Origin of the sequence: Nostoc sp. KVJ3 (assembly GCF_026127265.1) — a bacterium.
Taxonomy (GTDB): Bacteria; Cyanobacteriota; Cyanobacteriia; order Cyanobacteriales; family Nostocaceae; genus Nostoc.
Genome location: NZ_WWFG01000002.1, coordinates 42,271 through 64,924, shown reverse-complemented (window position 1 = coordinate 64,924; position 22,654 = coordinate 42,271). Strand labels below are relative to the sequence as shown.

The 22,654-nt window shown below is 44.8% G+C and carries 14 protein-coding genes; 6 read left to right on the top strand and 8 right to left on the bottom strand.

Going from position 1 to position 22,654, the window contains the following annotated elements; translation table 11 throughout:
• Window positions 1–315 precede the first annotated feature (315 nt).
• From GTQ43_RS16600 to rpsT, 5 genes are all read right to left on the bottom strand, one after another.
• Window positions 316–4,365 (bottom strand): DNA-directed RNA polymerase subunit beta'', encoded by a 4,050-nt coding sequence (locus tag GTQ43_RS16600; RefSeq protein WP_265273843.1) that lies wholly within the window; start codon window positions 4,363–4,365, stop codon window positions 316–318.
• Window positions 4,366–4,485: 120 nt separating this feature from the next.
• Entirely contained in the window at window positions 4,486–6,363 is a 1,878-nt protein-coding gene (locus GTQ43_RS16595) for a DNA-directed RNA polymerase subunit gamma (RefSeq protein ID WP_094342607.1), read from the bottom strand.
• A 130-nt stretch (window positions 6,364–6,493) separates the two neighbouring features.
• The gene (rpoB, locus tag GTQ43_RS16590; protein ID WP_265273842.1) at window positions 6,494–9,793 is read right to left on the bottom strand and encodes a DNA-directed RNA polymerase subunit beta; all 3,300 of its coding nucleotides are present in this window, start codon (window positions 9,791–9,793) and stop codon (window positions 6,494–6,496) included.
• A 746-nt stretch (window positions 9,794–10,539) separates the two neighbouring features.
• A complete protein-coding gene (locus tag GTQ43_RS16585; protein WP_265276473.1) occupies window positions 10,540–11,325 on the bottom strand; it encodes a TatD family hydrolase in 786 nt (261 codons plus the stop codon).
• A gap of 326 nt (window positions 11,326–11,651) precedes the next feature.
• Window positions 11,652–11,951 carry a 30S ribosomal protein S20 gene (gene rpsT, locus GTQ43_RS16580; RefSeq protein WP_265273841.1) on the bottom strand — a complete coding sequence of 100 codons (300 nt, stop codon included), beginning with the start codon at window positions 11,949–11,951 and terminating at the stop codon, window positions 11,652–11,654.
• A 715-nt stretch (window positions 11,952–12,666) separates the two neighbouring features.
• Here rpsT and hisD point away from each other — a divergent pair.
• From hisD to GTQ43_RS16560, 4 genes are all read left to right on the top strand, one after another.
• Window positions 12,667–13,968 (top strand): histidinol dehydrogenase, encoded by a 1,302-nt coding sequence (gene hisD / locus GTQ43_RS16575; protein WP_265273840.1) that lies wholly within the window; start codon window positions 12,667–12,669, stop codon window positions 13,966–13,968.
• Window positions 13,969–14,346: 378 nt separating this feature from the next.
• The gene (locus GTQ43_RS16570) at window positions 14,347–14,772 is read left to right on the top strand and encodes a universal stress protein (protein WP_265273839.1); all 426 of its coding nucleotides are present in this window, start codon (window positions 14,347–14,349) and stop codon (window positions 14,770–14,772) included.
• Window positions 14,742–15,401 carry a Uma2 family endonuclease gene (locus tag GTQ43_RS16565; protein WP_265273838.1) on the top strand — a complete coding sequence of 220 codons (660 nt, stop codon included), beginning with the start codon at window positions 14,742–14,744 and terminating at the stop codon, window positions 15,399–15,401. Before GTQ43_RS16570 ends, GTQ43_RS16565 begins: the two co-directional genes overlap by 31 nt.
• A gap of 93 nt (window positions 15,402–15,494) precedes the next feature.
• The gene (locus GTQ43_RS16560) at window positions 15,495–16,109 is read left to right on the top strand and encodes a hypothetical protein (RefSeq protein WP_265273837.1); all 615 of its coding nucleotides are present in this window, start codon (window positions 15,495–15,497) and stop codon (window positions 16,107–16,109) included.
• A 131-nt stretch (window positions 16,110–16,240) separates the two neighbouring features.
• Here GTQ43_RS16560 and GTQ43_RS16555 read toward each other — a convergent pair whose 3' ends face one another.
• Window positions 16,241–16,627 carry a hypothetical protein gene (locus tag GTQ43_RS16555; RefSeq protein ID WP_265273836.1) on the bottom strand — a complete coding sequence of 129 codons (387 nt, stop codon included), beginning with the start codon at window positions 16,625–16,627 and terminating at the stop codon, window positions 16,241–16,243.
• A 140-nt stretch (window positions 16,628–16,767) separates the two neighbouring features.
• Between GTQ43_RS16555 and hslO the strand changes: the two genes are divergently transcribed.
• Window positions 16,768–17,673, top strand: a complete 906-nt coding sequence (gene hslO / locus GTQ43_RS16550; protein ID WP_265273835.1) for an Hsp33 family molecular chaperone HslO — start codon at window positions 16,768–16,770, stop codon at window positions 17,671–17,673.
• Between the two features lie 154 nt (window positions 17,674–17,827).
• Window positions 17,828–19,894, top strand: coding sequence for a chromosome segregation ATPase (locus tag GTQ43_RS16545; protein WP_265273834.1), 2,067 nt, complete (start codon window positions 17,828–17,830; stop codon window positions 19,892–19,894).
• 256 nt (window positions 19,895–20,150) lie between these two features.
• Here GTQ43_RS16545 and GTQ43_RS16540 read toward each other — a convergent pair whose 3' ends face one another.
• Both GTQ43_RS16540 and GTQ43_RS16535 read right to left on the bottom strand, forming a co-directional pair.
• Window positions 20,151–21,017 (bottom strand): NAD(P)-dependent oxidoreductase, encoded by an 867-nt coding sequence (locus GTQ43_RS16540; protein ID WP_265273833.1) that lies wholly within the window; start codon window positions 21,015–21,017, stop codon window positions 20,151–20,153.
• 331 nt (window positions 21,018–21,348) lie between these two features.
• Window positions 21,349–22,575 (bottom strand): class I SAM-dependent methyltransferase, encoded by a 1,227-nt coding sequence (locus GTQ43_RS16535; RefSeq protein ID WP_265273832.1) that lies wholly within the window; start codon window positions 22,573–22,575, stop codon window positions 21,349–21,351.
• Window positions 22,576–22,654: the final 79 nt, after the last annotated feature.

The following is a 22,654-nucleotide window of genomic DNA, read 5'->3' as shown; positions in this document are numbered from 1 at the left end:
TAAACTAGATACAAAGCATCATACAAGGTTATTACAGATGGTCGCAATTCCAAATTCTAGCTATATTTCCCCAGAAGACTATCTCAAAGGAGAAGAAACCAGTCCTATTAAGCATGAATATTTATATGAGGATGTTACTTTTGAATCGCCTTAATTGACTGACTATTAGATGAAAAGCAAGAAACCAGAATATTAAAGATTAAAAATGTGTTTTTATAAAGCCAAATAAAAAGGCAAAAGAAAATCTTCTTTTGCCTTTTTACTTTTTATATAGAGACGCGTTAGTGGAGTGATATGAAGTCCAATTTTAAGTCTCTATTCATCGTCGAAATCATCGTCGTCGTCTTCCTCTTCTTCCTCGAAATCGTCGTCGTCTACTACTTCATCGGCGATTAATTCATCTTCTTCATCTAGAATTGACCTCTCTGCACGTCTGCTACCAAAACCAGATTCCCCAAGAGTCGGAGAATCTAAATTATAGGTGCGAGCTGTGCGGTCATCTAATACCATATCCAAAGGATCGTCAACTTCATCTAAGACACTACTGCTAATTTCAGCAGCATAATCTTCGATCGCACCAGGTTCTTCATAGGTATTGTACCCAGTACCAGCCGGAATCAATCTTCCGATAATCACGTTTTCCTTTAAACCGCGCAGCCAGTCAGATTTACCTTCGATAGCGGCTTCTGTAAGTACCCGTGTTGTCTCTTGGAATGATGCGGCGGAGATAAAGCTGTCGGTGTTCAAAGATGCTTTGGTGATACCCAACAATACTGGGGTATACTGTGCCCTAGCACCGCCTGTAATTGCCATAGCTTCGTTCACCTGCTCAACTTGGCGCAGTTCCACCAATTCACCAGGAAGCATGGTAGTGTCGCCACCGTCATCAATCCTGACTTTGTTGGTCATCTGGCGAACAATTACTTCAATGTGCTTATCGGAAATATCAATCCCTTGAGATTGATACACCATTTGCACTTCATTCACTAAGAAAGTCTGTACCTTCTGCAAGGCAAGGCTAGCACAGGCATAGATTCCGTCTTCGGAACCCAGGCTAAAGAAGATTTCCAAAATTTCGTGGGGATTGGATGGGCCATCAGTTAACGGTTGTCCCGCTAATACCATTGAGCCATCTGGTACAATCAAGTTTTGTCCAGGCCCCAGAGGATAATCTGTCACCACGCCATTTGATTCTACGACCTTAATAGCGATCGCTTCATCACCACCATCAGCGTAAACTACCTTAACTTCACCCGCCCGGCGACATAAAATACACGCTTCTTTTGGTTTACGAGCTTCAAGCAGTTCCTCAATCCGAGGCAAACCTTGAATAATATCTCCAGTTTTGGCGCGTTCAAATACCAGCAACACCAAGTTATCACCCCGTTGTACCAAATCGCCGTCTTCTATCTGCAACACAGCGCCAGGGCTGACTCGATAGGGGCGACCGATACGGCTAGTAATAGCGTAGTTTTTAGTACTCAACGCTGAGTCACCACCAGGTGTAGCAGGGGCATTTTTGATATCCACTACTTGTCCTGATTCTTGGGCAAAAACTCCAGGAGCAATTTCTGTACCTTCTACCAGCAAGTCACCAACTTTCACCTTGGGCTGAGTAGCAGTATTTGTGGTCAGCATATCAGTGTCGCGTAACACTAAACAGCGACGCACGTTTTCGGTTGCTTTTCGGACACCCCGTACTATCCCCCCTTCTTTACACAAGATTTGGGTACGTGCTACCACGGCTCCAGGGGCGATGGAAAGTCCATCTTGTACCTCAAGTGTTGTTTGGGTGCTACCTTGGGTGGCATCGGCGGTAATGTCTCGACGAATTACCAAGGACTCCAAAATCACCAGCTGCAAGCGTTGAACTTCTGAGTCTTCGGTATCCTGTACCAGTTCAATATCGGCTGCTAGGGGCGAAGCATTATGGTCTTGTTCCCCTTCTTGCTCAATTTCCAGCACTAGCTGGGTTCGTAGCAGTTCCACACCTTCAACGGACTTGACACGTTCCGAATCTTTGTAAGGTAGTCTTTGCACAGCCCGCAACTGAATCGAGCGACCAGTTTGTTGACTTACTGATGTAGTTGATGGCACATCTGGGTTATCAGGTACAGCAAATTCAACTACTGGACGACTCAACAGGGCGGGGCCTTCTGGTGTCTCCACATACTGTATATAGCGCAATTCCGTGGCTACATTACCTTGGAATTCCTCACCTGGTTGAATGAAAGTATTATCTCGCCCAATGACTGATTCTGGATCGTCCACCATCAGCAGTTCCCCTGGCTTGACCACAACTTCCCGCAGGATGTCGTTTTTCTGGGTCACTTCTACCACACCACTGTTTTGGCAGAAGATATCCTTGACAACTTCGGTGCCAGCTTCTACAAACTGACCGTCTTCTACCAACAGCAAGGAGATATCTTTATTAACTTCGTGGCTTTCTTCAGGAATCCACAACAGAGTACCGCCCTGCACAACTTCATAACCCAGCTTGGCTTTGCCTTTTTTCTGGACTTCAACACCCGCGAATTTCAGGAATCCGCCAGTGGTTGTGCGATAGCGGTCATCAATTAACTCTGCTACTACTTGACCATTTTGCACTTTTGTGCCTGGTGTAGCTCGGAGGTTAAATACCTGGTTGTTGCCAGTGGAGACTAAGTAGTTATTGCGACCTTGGGAACTTTGGACTGTCACCGTTGCCTGGTCTAAGACCACAGAAGCAGTGATAATCTCAATTTCTCTGGTACTCTTACCTGGGGTAGCTTCGGGTAAGCGCACCACACCACCGTGCAAACTGCTTAACTTGGTTTCTGCTAAAACTCCATTAGAAGCGATCGCATCACCATTTTTCACCACCAATTCTGCACCAGGTGGCAAGTTGTAAACTTCCCCAGATAGAATCCAAATCAAGCCACCCCGCGCGGCTGTGGTTGTGGTGTTGCCTTGACGGTCAGTTTTTTGTTCTGGAACTACTTCGGCAAATTGCACTTCCCCTGCTAAGTCAGAGGCAACATCTTTAACTGCTTTTTCTGTATTAGTCCGAGTTGTCCGTCCACCAAGGGCGACCTCTGCCAGCAACTGCCCTTGTTTTACCTTATTTCCATCAAATACATATAGTGTTGAACCTTGGGTAAGATGAACCTCTTGATTCTCTGGGGTAACATCACCTACTTTTGTTGGTTCCAAAAGCATGATGCCATTCGCCTCAACATAGAGGGCATCTTCCCCGTGGCGGGTACGATATGTTCTAGTCTTCAGCTTGCGGGGAAGTTTAACAGTCCCATCGATTTTAGAACGAACTTGTTGCGCCACTTCCCCAGTAAACACCCCACCAGTGTGGAATGTCCGCATGGTTAGCTGAGTACCAGGTTCACCGATACTTTGGGCAGCAATGATCCCCACAGCTTCGCCTAAGTCTACCATCTTGGCGTGGGCCAAACTCCAGCCATAGCAGTGTTGACAGACAGAACGTGCAGCTTCACAAGTTAGTGGCGATCGCACCACAACTTCTCCCACCCCAGATTTTTCAATTTTCTTCGCCAAGTCTTCAGGAATTGGAGAATTACGTGCTGCAATCAATTCTTTTGTTACCGGATGCACCACATCTTCGCCAATTACCCGTCCCATCAAGCGGGTTCCCAGAGGAATCAAGGTTTTGGCACCTTCTGTCATCGGTCGAATCGCAAGACCTCTGGTAGTGCCACAGTCAAATTCCCGAATAATTACATCCTGGGAAACGTCCACTAATCGGCGGGTGAGATAACCAGAGTCAGCCGTCCGCAAGGCAGTATCCACCAATCCCTTTCTCGCACCGTAAGACGAAATAATGTATTCCGTCACAGTCAGTCCTTCACGGAAGTTGGTTTTGATGGGCAAATCGATAATTTCCCCTTGAGGATCTGCCATCAGTCCCCGCATCCCCACCAACTGCCGCACTTGAGAGATGTTCCCCCGTGCCCCGGAGAATGCCATCATGTATACGGAGTTCAGGGGATTAGTCTTCTTGAAGTGAACGACTACTTCATCTTTCAAGGCTTCACTGGTACCATTCCAGGTATCAATTACCTTTTGGAAGCGTTCTACTTCAGTGATTTCTCCCCGTTGATAACGGGTTTCAGTAGCCCGAATTTCTTCTTCGGCTGCTTCTAAGAGCAATCGCTTAGTTGGTGGTATCATCAAGTCATCTACACTGATGGAAACCCCAGCTTTGGTAGCATAGCGAAATCCCAAATCTTTCAATTTGTCCGCCATCACTGCGGTTCGCGCTGTACCATAATTCGTAAAAGCCCAAGAAATTAAATTTCTCAGTTGACCTTTGTCAACCACGCGATTGCGAAAAAGCATTTTTTCGTTAGTCATTAATCATTAGTCCTGAGTCATTAATAATTAATAATTCGTAATACTCGCCAAAGGCGAGAAGCAAGCTACGTAATTCGTAATTAAAGAATTAATTACGAATTACAAATTAGAAATTACGAATTAACTTGCTAGTGCTTCCTGAATGGCATTGTTGTAAATAACGCGGCCAGGAGTTGTGTATATGTACTGTGAAAGTACATTGCCCTTAGCGTCTTGTCTGACTCGACGGAACTTATAGAGTAATGTACGGGTACCATCCTCGTTTTCCGTCACTTTCACGGGTTCTGTATCCGGTTGGTCTGATTCTATTTCGCCGTCAAACCTTACGTAAATATAGGCGTGCAAGTCAATTTGATCTTGCTGGAAAGCCATAATTACATCCTCTAGCGAAGAAAAGTAATTTCCTGCCCCTTTTGTCGCACCGGGATTTTCTGCTGTTAAATAATAGGCTCCCAGTACCATGTCTTGGCTAGGCGTGATGATGGGTTTACCTGTGGCTGGTGACAAAATATTGTTAGAAGCCAACATCAACAACCGCGCTTCAGCTTGACTTTCTAACGACAGAGGGACGTGTACCGCCATTTGGTCGCCATCAAAGTCGGCGTTAAATGCCGGACACACCAGAGGATGCAGTTGAATCGCTCTACCTTCTACTAAAATCGGTTCAAAAGACTGAATACCCAAACGGTGCAATGTTGGTGCCCGGTTTAGCATCACAGGGTGTCCTTCAATCACCTCTTCCAGCACATCCCAAACACTGGGATCGTTACGCGATATCAGCTTTTTCGCAGCTTTGATATTGTTCACCATACCGCTACGAATCAGGCGGTTAATTACAAATGGTTGAAATAGCTCAATTGCCATTTCTCTAGGCAAACCACACTGGTGAATTTTCAGCTTTGGCCCGACCACAATAACCGAACGTCCAGAATAATCAACCCGTTTACCTAACAAGTTTTGTCGGAAACGTCCTTGCTTACCCTCAATAATGTCGGACAAAGATTTCAGTGGTCGGTTATTTGCCCCTACCACAGTGCGTCCCCGACGACCATTGTCAATCAAAGCATCCACTGCTTCTTGCAGCATCCGCTTTTCGTTCCGCACAATAATCTCTGGTGCCAAAATTTCTTGCAAGCGTGCCAAACGATTGTTACGGTTAATTACCCGCCGATACAAATCATTCAAATCGCTGGTGGCAAACCGTCCCCCATCTAGTTGCACCATTGGGCGCAAGTCAGGGGGAATCACGGGAATAACTGCCATTACCATCCACTCTGGTTTTGAACCAGTGGCGATAAAGTTGTCAATTACCCGCAGTCGCTTAATTAGCTTGGCTCTCTTTTGTCCCTTGGCATTGCCAATTTCTTCGCGTAGGCTTTCCGCTTCTTGTTCTAAATTGATATCAGCAAGCAAGCGCAACAGCGCTTCAGCACCAATACCTACTTCTACGCCTTGCAGCACAGAATCTTCGCTATAAATTTGGTCTTCTATTTCCAACCACTGGTCTTCACTGAGTAGCTGTTTGTAAGTTAAAGTTTCGGCATTACCTGCACTCAGGACAACATAAGAGTTGAAATAGACAATTTGCTCGACATCCCGCAAGGGCATATCTAACAGGATGGAAATATAGCTAGGAATGCCTTTGAGATACCAAACGTGAGCTACTGGTGCGGCGAGTTTAATATAGCCCATGCGGTGACGACGCACCCGTGACTCGGTGACTTCCACGCCACAGCGCTCACAAACAATACCTCTATGACGAACTCTTTTATACTTACCACAATGGCATTCCCAATCTTTCGCGGGGCCAAAAATACGCTCACAAAATAAGCCATCCATTTCTGGCTTGAGAGTTCGGTAGTTAATAGTCTCTGGCTTGGTAACTTCACCAACTACTTGACCATTAGGCAATGTTCTTTCACCCCATTGCCGAATGCGTTCGGGGGAAGCCAAGCCGATTTTTACGTAGTCAAACTGATTAGTTTGGGCAGGTCTCATACTTAAATGCTGAGTTCCGAATAATGAGTTTTGAGTATATTTAGTTTTACAAAATTGGGAACGGGGCATTGGGGATTGGGCATTGTTCCCATTGCCTATGCGCTATGCCCCATGCCCAATTCCCTAATGCTTATTCATCATCATCCAGCGATTCGCGGGAAAGAGATTCATAAGTTGGTCGAGGAGGTGTGCGACGGGCTGATTGATCTGCCATCAAATCGACTTCCACATCTAGGGAACTGCCGTCTGCTTGAGTTTCTACCTTGTGTACGGCAATGTCTAACCCCAATGATTGCAACTCGCGCATTAGCACCTTAAAGGATTCTGGGGTTCCAGGTCTTGGAATTGCCTTACCTTTAACGATCGCATTTAACGCTTCATTCCGTCCTTGCATATCGTCAGATTTAACTGTGAGCAATTCCTGTAAGGTGTAAGCTGCACCAAAGGCTTCCAATGCCCACACTTCCATTTCCCCAAACCTTTGACCACCTTGTTGGGCTTTACCACCCAAGGGTTGCTGAGTCACCAGTGAGTATGGGCCTGTAGAACGGGCGTGAATCTTATCATCCACCAAATGCACCAGTTTCAGCATGTAAGCCACACCGATGGTAATTGCTCGGTCAAAGGGTTCCCCTGTACGACCGTCATACACCATGATTTTGCCTGGGTTATCTGGGTTATATACCCAGTCTTTCCCTGTTTCGTCCCGTGCTTCTTGCAATTTGCCATGCACGATTCGGCGGGATGTCTCTTCACCGTACATTTCATCAAAAGGAGTAATCTTAAATCGTACTCCCAAGGTTTGACCAGCCCAACCCAAGAGGCATTCAAATACTTGTCCGACGTTCATCCGACTGGGTACACCCAAGGGGTTAAGTACGATGTCCACTGGTGAACCATCGGGCAAATAAGGCATATCTTCCGCCGGTAAGATCCGAGAAATAATCCCTTTATTACCGTGTCGTCCTGCCATTTTGTCGCCAACTTGGATTTTACGTTTTTGGGCAACATATACCCGGACTACCATATTGGCTCCTGGTGGCAGTTCATCGCCTTGTTCGCGAGTAAACAAGCGCACATCAACGACGCGACCTTTTTCACCGTTGGGGACTCGTAGGGAATTGTCCCGCACATCCCGCGCTTTTTCACCGAAAATCGCCCGCAATAGTTTTTCTTCTGGCGGTTGGTCAGATTCACCTTTAGGTGTGACTTTTCCTACCAAGATATCCCCAGCTTCTACCCATGCCCCAATGCGAATGATTCCCTGTTCATCCAACTGGCGTAAGGCATCTTCCCCGACGTTGGGAATTTCTCTGGTAATTTCTTCTGGTCCGAGTTTCGTTTGTCTAGCTTCAATTTCATATTTTTCAATGTGAATTGAGGTGTAGACATCATCCTGCACCAGTCTTTCAGAGATTAAAATTGCATCTTCGTAGTTGTAGCCTTCCCAAGGCATATAGGCTACGACGATATTTTGTCCTAGCGCCAATTCACCGCCTTCGGTGGAGGAACCATCAGCCAGCACCTGACCAGCAACAACCTTTTCGCCAATACGGACGAGAGGTTTCTGGTTTAAACAGGTGTCTTGGTTTGAGCGTTGATATTTGGAAAGGGTGTATTTAATTTCTGAGGTATTAGGTTTAGGACGGACGCGAATTTCTGTGGCATCCACATAAGTGACATCACCATCGGTACGCGATACAACCACCATCCCGGAGTCTCTTGCTCCTTGTGCTTCCAAACCAGTACCCACCAAAGGACGTTCTGGTTTCAGCAGGGGTACTGCTTGCCGTTGCATGTTCGATCCCATCAGTGCCCGGTTAGCGTCATCATGCTCCAAGAAGGGAATCATGCTGGTTGCTACCGATACAATCTGTACAGGAGATACGGCTACGTAGTCCACCTGTTCTGGTGTTGTGGTGGAAAATTCTTGCCGATAACGCACAGGTACTTGTGGGCCAATAATGTGCCCAGTTTCATCTACAGGAATATCTCCAGGAGCAACCCGTAGATCGTCTTCTTCATCGGCTGTCATGTAGGCTGGAGGCAGATCGAATCTGACTCGCCCATTTTCTACAGGTCTAAATGGTGTTTCGAGGAACCCGTACAGGTTAACCCGCGCATGGGTTGCTAAGGAGCCAATCAATCCGGCGTTGGGGCCTTCTGGTGTCTCAATGGGGCAAATGCGTCCATAGTGACTAGGGTGAATATCCCGCACAGCAAACCCAGCGCGTTCGCGGGTTAAACCACCAGGGCCAAGGGCACTCAGACGGCGTTTGTGGGTCAGTTCTGCAAGAGGATTGGTTTGATCCATGAACTGACTTAACTGGCTAGAACCAAAGAATTCTTTAATCGCTGCTACCAATGGTTTGGGGTTCACCAAGGAAGCGGGGGTTAATACTTCGGCATCGGATACGGTCATCCGTTCCCGAATAATTCTTTCTAAACGGTTTAAACCTACTCTTACTTGGTTTTGCAGCAATTCACCGACGCTTCTCACCCGACGATTGCCTAAGTGATCAATGTCATCGATGTTACCGATGTCATATTCTAGGTTAATTAGGTAATCTACGGCTGCCAAGATATCGCCAGCAGTCAATACCCGCATGGTGTCTGGGACAGAAAGGCGCAATTTCTTGTTGAGTTTGTACCGTCCAACGCGACCGAGGTCATAACGTTTCGGGTCAAAGAAACGAGAATCTAAGAGTTGTTGTCCACCTAATACTGTGGGTGGTTCACCAGGACGCAGTTTCCGATATAACTCCATCAGGGCTTCTTCTTCAGAAAACTGCCCTTCTTTCTCGATGGTTTTTTGGAAATATTCGGGGTGGCGTAAAGCGTCAAAGATTTCGTTGTCTGATAACCCTAAAGCTTTTAGTAGTACCTGCGCGGAGAGTTTGCGGGTTTTGTCGATGCGTACCCACACCAAATCGTTACGGTCTGTTTCAAATTTCAGCCATGCTCCCCGGTTGGGAATTAAGCTAGCTGAATAAGTCCGTCGCCCGTTTTTGTCGATTTCTGATTTGTAATAAACCCCTGGCGATCGCACGATTTGGTTGACAATTACCCGCTCGGCCCCGTTAATAATAAACGTGCCGCGATCGGTCATCAAAGGCAAATCACCAATGAATACCTCTTGCTCTTTGATTTCCCCGGTTTCTTTATTAATCAGCCTTGTGGGAACATACATTTGGACGGCATAAGTACTATCCCGCCGTTTCGCTTCTTCGACGCTGTACTTTGGCTCTTTGAGTTTGTAGTTATGACCCAAAAAGTGCAATTCTAATTTGCCCGTATAATCTGTAATAGGACTAAAGGAGTTCAGTTCTTCTATTAGCCCTTCTTCCAAAAACCAGCGAAAGCTCGCTCGCTGGATTTCAATCAAATCGGGCAACAGAAAGGCGGGTTCCATGTATGTTTCTTTAGTCATGCCTCTTCCTTTGTCAACCTGGTAAAATTTTCCCTTGGACACTGCTGTTTCACGCTTCCCACTGCGAGTCAGTGTCCTTAGTTGTTTGGGAACTTCTGACACACTTGCTATTTACAGGTGTGGGCAAACGCAGCCATTAAAGCTGGAATGAGCAATTTGGACAAGGGGATAATTGCCCCTAATCGGGTACTCAGACAACAAAAACCCACTATAGTCTTGATTTAAGAAGAATATACAGTTGAGATATTCCTGAGTTTTATCTACGTTCTTCATTTCCCCTCCAAAAAGCGCGTTAATTTGCTGACGCAGCTCTAGACGGTGTGTTTTAAATCCACCCGGCTATTTAGACTCTCAGTGATATCTTAGATATCCTAAGACTGAGGGAACGATCCGCACCTTGTCGGTTTTGAATCAGAATCACTTCGTTTTGCTGGATTGTACTCACAAGGCAATTTCGTTTAAGGATTTTGTATAGGTTAAATACACATCAAGCTGATGTTGTGCAGAAGCCTAGCTCAACCTGGTTTGGCACGGTTAGTCATTATGTGGAGAGCATCCGCTTGTGGAGATTTGGAGGATGGCCAAGCCGATAACATCACGGAAAATTAGGCTCAGAAATTTTAGGTTCCTTCCTTTATCATTATGGCGCAAGCAAAATGTTTTTGAGGGAATAATATTACCATATTTTCCCTTCCTAGAATTTTATTTTTTTTAGCACAACTGAATTAAAGAGATTAGATCCCACTTTATATTGACAGACCGAATAGTTCACAGGCATTCTGGGTGGTTTGATGGGCGATCGCTTCTACTGTTTCTTGACGCAGTTTAGCTACTTGCTCGGCTACATAAAGTACGTAGGCAGGCTCATTCCGTCTCTCACCTCGTTTCGGAACTGGGGCAAGAAATGGGCAGTCTGTTTCAATTAGTAGGCGATCGCTACTTACCATCGCAGCTGATGATTGGATTGCTTTAGCATTTTTGAACGTTACTGTCCCGCTAAAGCTGATGTAGAAGCCTAAATCAAGAAACCATTGGGTTTCTTCTGGCGTTCCTCCCCAGCAATGCATCACACCCCGCACTTTTTCTCCCTTCAGTTCGCGCCATTTTTGCAACACTTCTCTGGTTGCCACAGCAGCATCGCGGCAGTGGATAATTACTGGTAAGTTGAGATCAGATGCGATCGCTAACTGTGACTCAAATACCATTAGCTGATGCTCATAGTTATCAGCTTTGTAAAAATCCAGCCCCATTTCCCCAATTGCTACAACATTCGAGTCAGAACTAGCTAAAGTTTTGATTTTCCCGGCTGTCTCGCTATTCCATTTATCAGCATCTAAAGGGTGTAATCCCACGGCAAAGCTGATTTCGGGAAACTCGTGGGCGATGGATTGGATGCTGGAAAACTCATCAGGGTGAACACAGGAATGGACTAAATGTACTACTCCTGCTTCTTGCCACCGCGATCGCACTGTTGCTAAATCTGGCTGAAAACTATCAAAGTTGAGATGAACGTGCGTGTCTACCAGTTGCATTCTTTGTTCTTTGTCGTTAGTCATAGATATTGTTAGCCGTGAGCGCGACTAAGGACAAATGACCCTCTAGGTAAATCTTTCTCCTATGTTAGCCGCTACGCGATCGCCAAATGTTCAAGAGGGAAATCAAGCCCACCACTTGTTTTAATTAGAATAAACAAAAGTAGTTGCTCATAAGGCAGCCCTGCTATTTTCAGGTGAAAACCCTCCAAACTATACTAGCTTCGGGTGAGCAACTGGCGTTTTACGCCAATTACTACAGCTTTTAGAAAATTCCTAACCTAGTGATTCACTCAGTTAGAACATCGCACTGGCTCAACTCATGATTATTCAGCTGCTGTTTGAGTTACAGGCTTTAGTTTATGAGCCAATCTCGACTTTTTCCTTGCGCCATTATTGGCGTGAAGGACACCCCGTTTGACTGCTTTATCGATTTTGGCGTAAGCTTCGGATAACCGAGCCTCTGCTTCTTCTTTTAATTCTGGGGTAGGATTAGCTGCATAGACAGCTACAGCATTAGAGTATTTCTTCATCAGCGTCTTGACTGCTGATTTGTAAGCTTTATTACGCAGTCGGTTACGTTCTGCGATTTGGGCACGCTTGAGAGCAGACTTTGTATTCGCCACAGTCAATTCCAAAAATACTATTAATATGTACACACACTACTAGACTTACTAATATAGCATCCAAATTGCCAATGTTATAATTTCCTAAAAAAAATCTGCCATTGAGCAATAGTTCCTCTTCCCCTGCCTCCTAATCTTTCCAGTCCCCAATTCAGTGTGTCGTGAATTTAGGAAATGCGTTAAAATAAGCCATGTCAGAGAAAACTGTTACTCTAGCTCACCACTACCTGAGAAAGCGGTGTGATTGCCAATGTAATCTTTCCTAGATTTAGGATGTATTGTCAGAGGTAAAGAACTGTAAACAGCTAAATTTCAGGGTTTGAAAGTATAGAAGCGATGTTATGTCGTGTCTGTACAGATACAAACTACTAAAAAGTTAGGAAAATTAAAAATTATACTCAGACCTTGCCCCCTGTAAATCTGGGGGACTGGATGTGTAAACACACCACCTACACTCTGTAAGGAGTGAGAGGAAAGGCACAAGGGTCATGGGAAATGGCACACCCAGTTCCTGCCGCCAGCCTATTAAGGTTTGTCGGACTGAGCAATTAAGTTGCCTTCTCAAGTAAACCATCTGTTGGCAACCTTGAGAGTATCAAAAAAATCCAGGTTAAGCTAGAGAAGAGAATTAGAGTCAGCTTGCATACCCCAGTGGGTTAAGAGCAATACTAAATCTCAGGTGTGAATATTATAATTTTGGCATTGTCCTTACTCCATGCTGCGAATCATTACTCAGCAGGCAGACGTTAGAGCAGAACTGCAACGGATCTGCGATCGCACCCATGACGAACAAGTGCTTCACAAAGAAGCAACGGTACGCGAAGTTTTGCAAGCAGTGAAGCGCCAAGGCGACAAAGCTCTATTGCATTACACAGCCGAATTTGACAAACAAACCCTGAAAGCAGAAGAACTTCGAGTTACAGGCTCGGAACTAGATGCAGCCTATCAGCAGGTGTCAAAGGAGTTGTTGGGAGCAGTTCGGCTAGCTTGCCGCCAAATTGAAGCGTTTCATCGTCAGCGAGTCCCAAAAAGCTGGGTACACTTTGGCGACGATGAAATAGTGCTGGGCAAACGCTACACTCCCGTAGATCGAGCGGGGTTGTATGTGCCTGGTGGGCGTGCAGCCTATCCCAGTACAGTGCTGATGAATGCAATTCCGGCTCGTGTTGCTGCTGTACCCCATATAGTGATGGTGACACCACCAGGCCCAGGGGGTGCAATTAACCCAGCAGTTTTGGTAGCTGCCCAAGAAGCAGGAGTACAAGAAATTTATCGGATTGGGGGCGCACAAGCGATCGCTGCTTTAGCTTATGGAACAGAAACGATTCCGAAAGTGAATGTGATTACTGGGCCTGGTAACATTTATGTCACCCTAGCGAAAAAACTTGTCTATGGCACCGTCGGTATTGATTCTTTGGCAGGCCCTAGCGAAGTGCTGGTGATTGCCGATGAAACCGCAAATCCGGTGCATGTAGCTGCTGACTTGCTAGCCCAAGCCGAACACGATCCAATGGCGGCAGCAATCTTGCTGACGACAGATGCGGCTTTGGCAAAAAACGTGCAATTAGCCTTGGAAAGGCAGTTAGTAGATCATCCACGGCGAATAGACACAGAAAAAGCGATCGCTCATTATGGGTTGATTGTCCTTGTGGAATCCCTCGAAGCAGCAGCAGAACTCTCAAATGAATTTGCCCCCGAACATCTGGAATTAGAAGTAAAAGACCCTTGGGCACTATTACCACAGATTCGCCACGCTGGGGCAATCTTTTTGGGTTACTCAACACCAGAAGCTGTGGGAGACTATTTGGCAGGGCCTAATCACACCTTGCCAACTTCTGGCGCTGCCCGCTATGCCTCGGCGTTAGGGGTTGAAACCTTCCTGAAACACTCCAGTATTATTCAATACTCCCAAACAGCGCTGCAAAATGTGGCTGGTGCTATTGATGTCCTAGCAACAGCAGAAGGCTTACCTTCTCATGCTGATTCAGTCCGCCGCCGAGTTCAGCAAGAAGAGTGATTTGGAATGGTTAATTTTCCCCTAGTACTGTTGGCAAAAGCCACTCAATAGGTTCCAAATAAAACAGGAGTCAGAATTTAGAATTCAGTAGTATTTACGCAAACAATAGCCAAAACCCTAATTTTCTGGTAGGGGCAATTCACAAACTGCTCCTACTGTGTGGATTTTTGGGTAAGTCGTATTCAGAATTAGTAAATACTCTACCGCTCTCTACGAGAATACCGCTCATTTAGGGCGAAGTATCTCAGACTGCGCTCCTGAGTTCTGAATTCTTCTCGATCGACTAAGTAGGCAGATGGAAAAATAATTTAGTGTAGCTGCCAACAGGTTTTACTACATACTTATATAAGGGGTCTACTCTTATAGGAGACGAGAGCGGTGCTAAATAAAATTTTGGTAGCTCTGGACGGTTCAGAAATTGCAGAACGAGTAATTCAGACTTTAGATAATTTGGCATTTTCAAAAGATGCCAAGGTTGTTCTCTGTCATGTATTTCCCACTCCAAAGTCAGAGATCGAACTACCCGCCGATCGTCCTCAGCCAGATTCCCCAACATTTCCTTATTTTCAGCTTGAAAAACAGCTTCAATACTATCAGGAAAACTTATCAGTTACAAGTCAGTTAGAACTGGTAACTGGCGATCCTGCCGAAGAGATTATTCGTCTTGCTAATATTTACAAAGCTGACTTGATCGTAATTGGTAGTCGGGGGTTGATTGGGATGAAGCGAATTGTCCAGCGTTCTGTTAGCAGTCAAGTTGTGGAAGAAGCGAATTGTTCGGTGTTGGTGGTAAAACCCAATTAAAATCAGGTAAAGGCAAATCAGACGATCGTGCCATGACTACAACCCCAGCAGTTACTAAACGACTTACCTTTGAAGAGTATCTGGCTTATGATGATGGCACTGATACCCGCTATGAATTGGTCAATGGAGAACTAATTCCCATGAGTCTAGGAAGTGGACAACATGGGGCTTTAACAGAATTTCTCAATGTTTGCTTTCGATTAGAAATTCTCCGCCTAAAGTTAGATTGGACTTCTAAACAAATGGTTATCGGTGTTCGTTCCCCCCGTGCTGGCAGATGGGATACATCGAGAATTCCAGATGTTGTTGTGATGCCATTACCTCAGTGGCGGGAGTTGAGAAACCGAGAAGCAGTTATTGAACTCAACGAATCACCTCCTTTGTTGGTGGTAGAAGTCGTTAGTGAATCAACAAAGACTGTAGACTATCGAGCCAAGCGAGTTGAGTATAATGTTCTCAACATTCCAGAATATTGGATTGTCGATCCATTAACGAGCAAAGTGACTGTCTTCACATTAATAGAAGAATTATACGAACCAGTAGAGTTTGTTGGTAGCGATCGCATTCAATCTCAAATTTTTCCAGAGTTAGAATTAACAGTTGAGCAAGTGTTGACTGCTGGGGATTAAAAATAATTTAAGGATTTAAAAAATCTAAATGCTCACCTGGTTGGTAGCGTAACTTCTGTAGAGAAGGTTGAGATAAATTTGGCTGAGGTTTTTATGAGTTCCCGCCGCATTCTCCAAGTTGGTGAATCTTATAGTTTTAGCCGATATTTTGAATTGCCTTTCGTAATTGATGATATTTTAGCTGAATTAAATTGCACTATTGAAAGGAAAAATCTAACATTACCTGAATCATCAGAAATTTTAGACATCCAATTCTTACAGCAGCAACTTCGCCGTAATTTCTCTCATGTTGATTTAGTTAATGAAGCTACGAGACGGGAAGCTTTAATTAGTCCAATTTTGTTTGAAGTATGCAATTTAAGTAATCAGAGACTCAACATAGAATATTCTATTGCTGTCAACGACTATCTAAAAGGGACTCTTGATTACTATATTGCAGCACCTCAAAATTTATTAGTCATCGAAGCCAAACAATCAGATTTGGTTAGAGGATTTACTCAACTCGCTGTTGAATTAATAGCACTTGACCAATGGACTAAATCCACATCTGAACTTCTATATGGAGCAGTTACGACTGGTGAAGACTGGCGCTTTGGAGTTTATCATCGTGCGAATCGTCAGGTGACTCAAGACCAGAAACGCTATCAAGTTCCAGAAAATTTATCTGTATTGGTAAAAATTATTGTAGGTATTATTTCTGATTCTTGAATTGGGAAGTGGGGAGTAGGGAGTGGGAAGCAGGGGAGCGGAAGGAAAAGAAGAACGCGCACTCTTGAGTAGGGCTTGTACCGAAAACTTTTTTCTTCTCTGCTCCTTTGCCCCTCCGCTCCCTACTCCATTCAACGTCCTTGAGTTGCCAGAAATTGACGCAAGCTCAACAAACTCAGGGTTTGACCAAAATTCAAGGGCAAAATTGAAACTCCTTCCAAGCGGGATTGTACCCAACCTTCTCCCCAATACCATTCATGGAACCCGTCAATACCTCCACTGAGTAGCAAACGGAGACAGTTGGATTTTACAATGTCTACTTGATGATGAATCGAGACTGGCCCTGTCCAGGTTGTAAACTCGAATCCTGGAAGTAGTTCTTCTGGCATTCCTGGCGCAAAGCGTTGCCCTAAGAGCCATTTTTCTAGTTGTACCGGATGCAGTAGGCTGTCACGAATTGCATCTGTTGACGCTTCAATTTCGATCCGCAATTGACTTTGTTGAAAATTACCGAGCATTTTTCTAAGATTACCTAAAGGTGAAACATCACTATTTCTAATATTGCAAATACAATCAGTGATTATTATGGTGTCACTTTTCTAGCAGCAGAGAACTTAGAATAGAAAATGTGAACTTGTTAAGAAATGTAAGGTTATTCATGGCGGATCAGTTAATTCGTGCAACAGCAGCCGAAGGTGGAATTCGTGCCGTAGGTGCGATCGCCACACGTTTAACAGAAGAAGCACGGGGGCGACACAAGCTTTCTTATGTGGCAACAGCAGCACTGGGCCGGACTATGGTGGCGGGCTTGTTAATGGCTTCTAGTATGAAGCGAACAGGGTCAAGGGTCAATGTGCGGGTAAAAGGAGATGGCCCTTTGGGCGGCATATTGGTAGATGCTGGGTTAGATGGTACGGTACGCGGGTATGTGGGGAATCCATCTGTAGAATTGCCTCCTAATGCCAAAGGTAAGTTAGATGTTGGTGGCGCAGTGGGTGGTGGCTACCTCTACGTTGTGCGGGATGTCGGTTATGGTTATCCTTACTCTAGTACGGTGCAACTAGTTTCTGGCGAAATTGGTGATGATGTGGCTCATTATCTGGTGAATTCCGAACAAACACCTTCAGCTTTAGTTTTAGGTGTGTTTGTGGGAGCAGGGGGAGTAACTGCGGCTGGAGGATTACTAATACAAGTGTTACCCAAAGCTGCTAGAGATGAAGCCCTAGTAGAAACCTTGGAATCGCGGGTTGCTAGTTTAGCAGGATTTACGCCATTGTTGCAAGCTGGGAAGAATTTGACTGAAATTCTTACCGACCTGTTGGGAGACATGGGACTGGAAATCTTTCCCGAACGGCAAATGCTACGCTTCCACTGTGGTTGTTCTTTCGATCGCGTTTTAGGGGCACTCAAAATTTTGGGAGAAGCCGAACTGCAAGATATGATTGTTAAAGATGATGGTGCTGAAGCAACTTGCGACTTTTGTGGCAATGTTTACCAGGCAAGTAGCGATCAGTTAGCTCAACTAATTGCCGATTTGCAAGCCGAATCTACTGTTTCAGGATAAAGTATAAAATAGCACTGTTTTTTGAGATTGATAATGCTACTCTGTGGAGAGAGATAATCAAAAAAGTAGCTTTTTAATCATGAGAAAGCTACTATGTCAACAATGGAATTATCGACCTAAAACAGAGCGCTATTCAATTATTTTGGTGTGAGAGATGACAGAGCGGGATATTCCAGACAGTTGGTCTTCAGCCAGTGAAAGAGAGCCAGATCAAAACAAAAGATTATCCCGAACAGAACAATTCGGTGAAACTCAACCATTTGATGTCCCAGCTACTGGTTCTAACTCCAAGTCAGTGAAGCGGCGAAAAAAAAACCATAGGGAAGGATTACCTATAAATAGTAATTCAGAAGAAACTGCCAAACTCAGTAGTACCTCTGGGAAATGGCCCCGCTGGATGAAAAGCTGGACATTATGGCTAGTACTACTAATGTTGATTCCGGGCAGTGTGGGATTCTTAGCAATGGCAATGCTGCTAAAATTGCCAGCTGCCCCTAATTGCCCCTCGATTTTCTGGCCCCTAGCTAGTGCTTCTGTACGGCTACATTGCGCTCAGTTGGCGGCTTCTAAGCAAACAGTAAACGACCTATTGCAAGCGATCGCTCTGGTGAAGCAACTACCACAAAATCACCCGTTGCATGGAGAAATCGATCGTTTCATTGAAGAATGGTCGCGGGATATTTTGAAGCTAGCAGATCAAAGTTTCCAAACAGGGAATTTAGAAGAAGCGATCGCCACAGCAAAAAAAATACCCGAAGATGTGGCAGCTTATAAATTAGTCGATGAACAAGTTGACAAATGGCAAACAATTTGGTCAAAGGCAGAAACAACATATAATAGTGCGATCGCAGAAGTCAAGGAACGGCGCTGGCAATCGGCATTCATGTTATCCGCCAAAATGCTGCGCGTAAACAATCAATATTGGGCGGGTACTAAATACGATCAATTGAATCGGATAATTGCCACAGCACGGGAAGATGGCGATAAGTTAGGAAAAGCTGAAAGTTTAGCTTCCAGCAAAGTAGTCGATAATTTATTAGAAGCTATCAGGCTAGCTGAGTCCATTGGGCAGGAAAGTTACCTTTACCAAAAAGCTCAGGAAGCGATTCCGGCATTTGGGCGCAAAATGCTGGACTTGGCACAGGAAAAACTAGACAAGCGGGATGCTGATGAAGCCCTGAATATTGCTAGGCAAATTCCAGAGAGTACGAAACTACAAGGCGAAACAGATGACTTTATCGCCATTGCCGACGCGAAAAGGAGTGCCTGGATTGGCAATGTCTCTGGTTTAGAGGCTGCGATCGCTCAAGCACAACAAATCGATCCTTCCAGACCAGTGTATAACGAAGCCCAGCAACTCATTGCTCGTTGGCAGCTGGAAATTGAAGATGTTGCCAATCTAGAAAAAGCAAGAATGTTGGCTAGCCAGGGAACAGTCCCTAATTTAACAGCTGCGATCGCCCAAGTAGAACTCATTCCTGCTAGTAATCCCCGTGCCACAGAAGCAAGACAAGAAATCAATCGCTGGCAAGCCCAAGTGGAGACAATTGAAGACCAACCTTACTTAGATCGTGCCGAACAGATAGGGGTATTCGAGGATATTAATTCCTTGCAAGCTGCGATTAACCAGGCTAGCGAAATTCGTCGAGGTCGTGCATTATATCCAGAAGCACAAAAAAGAATTCGCACTTGGATAGGAAAGATTCAGCGAATTCAAGACCAACCCTACTTAGATCAAGCACAAGAACTGGCTCAAAGTGGAAATTTAACTGCCGCCATTAATGCAGCTCAACAAATTGCCTCGTCAGGAAGAGCGCTTTCTGGGGAAGCACAAGCTGCTATAAATGACTGGGAAGGGCAAATCCGCACCAAAGAAAATTGGAAAAAAGCCCAGGAAGTTGGAGCCACTGGCACACCAGAAGCCTTGGTTGAAGCAATACGACTGGCTGATAAGGTTTCAAACAATAGCATCTTACGGATGGATGCAAATCTGGCTATTGACCAATGGAGTCAGCAATTGTTAGAAATAGCCCGCACTCAAGGTCAGTCTGATATTGCCAGAGGAATCGATATTGCCAAATCCATTCCCCGCGGTAGTGCTGCTTACAGTGCGGCACAAGACCAAATTAAGACTTGGCAGGATTTTCTGAATCCCAAACCTCAACCTCAGCCCCAAACTGAACCTCTACCATTTCCTCAATCAACTACTAATGGGCAGTAATATAGGAACCCGGTTTGATTTTTGAAAAGATCCCTAGGGGAGCCAGTCGTATGAGCGGGTTTCCCATGCCACTTACCACAACTGGGGGAACCCCCACAAGGCAGTGACTTGACCTTTTTTTAATTAATTTGGGGCAACCCCTTTGGGGAATTAAAAATTAGAAATTAAAAATTAAGGAGTAAGTTTTAACCGAACCTGAATATTACGCAAAACGACACGCGCTCAGGGGCAATTCATTAATTGCCCCTGCAAAAATTTATTCCCCCCATTCTTTAATTACAGAAAATAGTGATGAGTAATCATCATCAGCAAATGACATTTTCACGGCTGTTTGCAAGATTTGCCGTACACCTTTAATACTACTAAGATCCAAACTCCGAGATTTCGCTTCCGAGATAAACAATTCTGTATCTTTAAGCAAGTGTTTTGTGGGGAAATTGGGATCGGCATAATTGCCATCCAACATTCGTTGTAACTTTTTGTCAAAAGTAGGTGCGTAGAGTGGGCTTTCGCGCAAGATTTGCATAAATACATCCACATCAACACCCTGACGCTGGACAAAAGCTAGACTTAGAGCAAAGCTAGTTGTTAGGGAAGCTATTAGTTGGTTTAATGCCAATTTGAGCGCCGCCGCAGTTCCTACTGGGCCTATAAGTAAGGGTTCTGTCCCAAAATGTTGGAGTAACTTTAAATGGCGCTGATATTGTTCTGGCTCTGCCCCTACCATAACAGTCAACTTGCCAGCTTTTGCTTCCGGGATACTCCCTAATACAGGTGCTTCTAAATACTCACCACCTCCTGCAACAACTGCATCCCTAATTTCCTGGCTTTCTGTGGGCGTAATTGTTCCCATTTGAACGATTGTGCGCCCTTCTAGAGTTTGCCAAGCGGTATCTGAAAGCAACACATTATAAATGGCTGAGGCATTAGTGAGCATGAGGATTACGCACTCAGCAGCACGAATGGCGTGGCGGGGATGTGTAGCAATTTCAGCCCCAGCTGCTTGTAGTGGTGCTAATTTTTCTGGGGTGCGATTGTAGGCAACTAGCTGTATATCTGCGGCTAATAACCTTTGAGCCATTGGTAGTCCCATCAGTCCAGTTCCCAGAAATGCCACCTTCATTTTTCATATTCCTTTGGTACAGCGTAGGCGTAGCCTGTCGTAGACATCGCGTTTTCATTGTTTGATTTTAAGATCGCTTATCAGTGAACAGTTATTTCTGAACACTGATAACACCGTATTTGGTGATTAGCCACCAGCCGCAAAAGTCGCCATAATTATCACTGAGAGTAAAATACCAGGAGTAAGTAAGGTTACTAGCATTAGCAGGTCATGAGTAGACATAATTATTACTTTGGCAGTGTGTTTAACTTTACAGTAATCACTGTTATGCTAGTCTAAATAAGACTGATAGTGCATTCTTAAATAGAGTTTTAACTTTTTAAATTGATGTTTACTCTGGCAGGGTAAATCCTTTAAGTGGTTGAGAAATTTCTGTCTTGTCCAGACCTTTACTTTGAAGTAGGACTCCAAAGCTGCCCAATCCGGTAGGATCTATCAGCTGGTGTAATGCTTCTCGGCGTTGTAGTAACTCTGAGAGAGGTTGCTCTCGATCGGAAAGGGCTGCAATCCGTTCGCCTAACCCCAACGCCATCAAAAATAATCCCTGCTGGATAAAACCAACTTTGTCTAAATTACAGCGTTTGCCCCAACGTTCCAAAGCCGTAAAGTCAACATGGGCAGTGATATCTTGTCGCCCAATATTAATATAAGGGTTGTCATGGAAACGATGCTGATAATAGCACTGTAACGTTCCTTGCGATCGCCTGGGATTATAGTAACGAGTGGCAGGGTAGCCATAATCAATTGTTAACACATAGCCTCGCTGCAAGCGGTCTGCTACTATACTCAACCAGTCTAGAGCAGCTAAATTAATTTCACTACGGTAGCCATCTGGATATGCACTTTGGCTAAAGTCCATTTCCACTAAGTCTAAATATTCAGCCAGTTTGGGGGTTGAAGGTTCTCCCGTAACTTCTACAAATGCAAAATTTGACCTCTCCCCTATGAAGGGAGGGGAGGAAGATTTGCTTTTACCTTTTAGGGGGGTTAGGTTTTGTGGCGTTGTCACATAAATTTCTCGGAGTTCTCCTGTCTCTAGGATGAATTGATGAACAGGGAATGCATCGACTAACTCGTTAGAAAAAAAGCAGCCGACGATCGCATTTGCTGGTATTTCTTCTAAATTGCACCAACGCACCGGAAAATCTTGTAAGCGTTGCTGCTGTTCTTTTCTTAAAGTTGGGGACTTTTCAACAATGATGTATTCTAGCGCAGTAAAAAAATCTGGGTAGTGCTGTTGATGATATTTGAGGATATGCAATGCTAGCAGCCCTTGACCTGCTCCCATTTCTACCAGAGAAAAGGGTATGGGTTTCCCTAAAATTTCCCACATTTGGAAAAATTGTTCTGCTAGTAACTCGCCAAAGTCCGCACAGAGGTTAGGAGAGGTAAAAAAATCACCACCTTTAAAGCCAATTTTGAGTGCATCGCTGGAATAGTAGCCGTATTCGGGGTGGTATAGTACCATATCCATGAATTCAGCAAAAGTAATTCGCTGCTGGGAACTGGTAGTAATATGATTTGCGATCGCTGCACACAATGCTGGATTTGAATCCATAAAAAAATTTGAGGTTTGAGATTAGGGTATTGACAAAATAAATGAATTATGAATAATGCAAAGCAAAATTCATAATTCA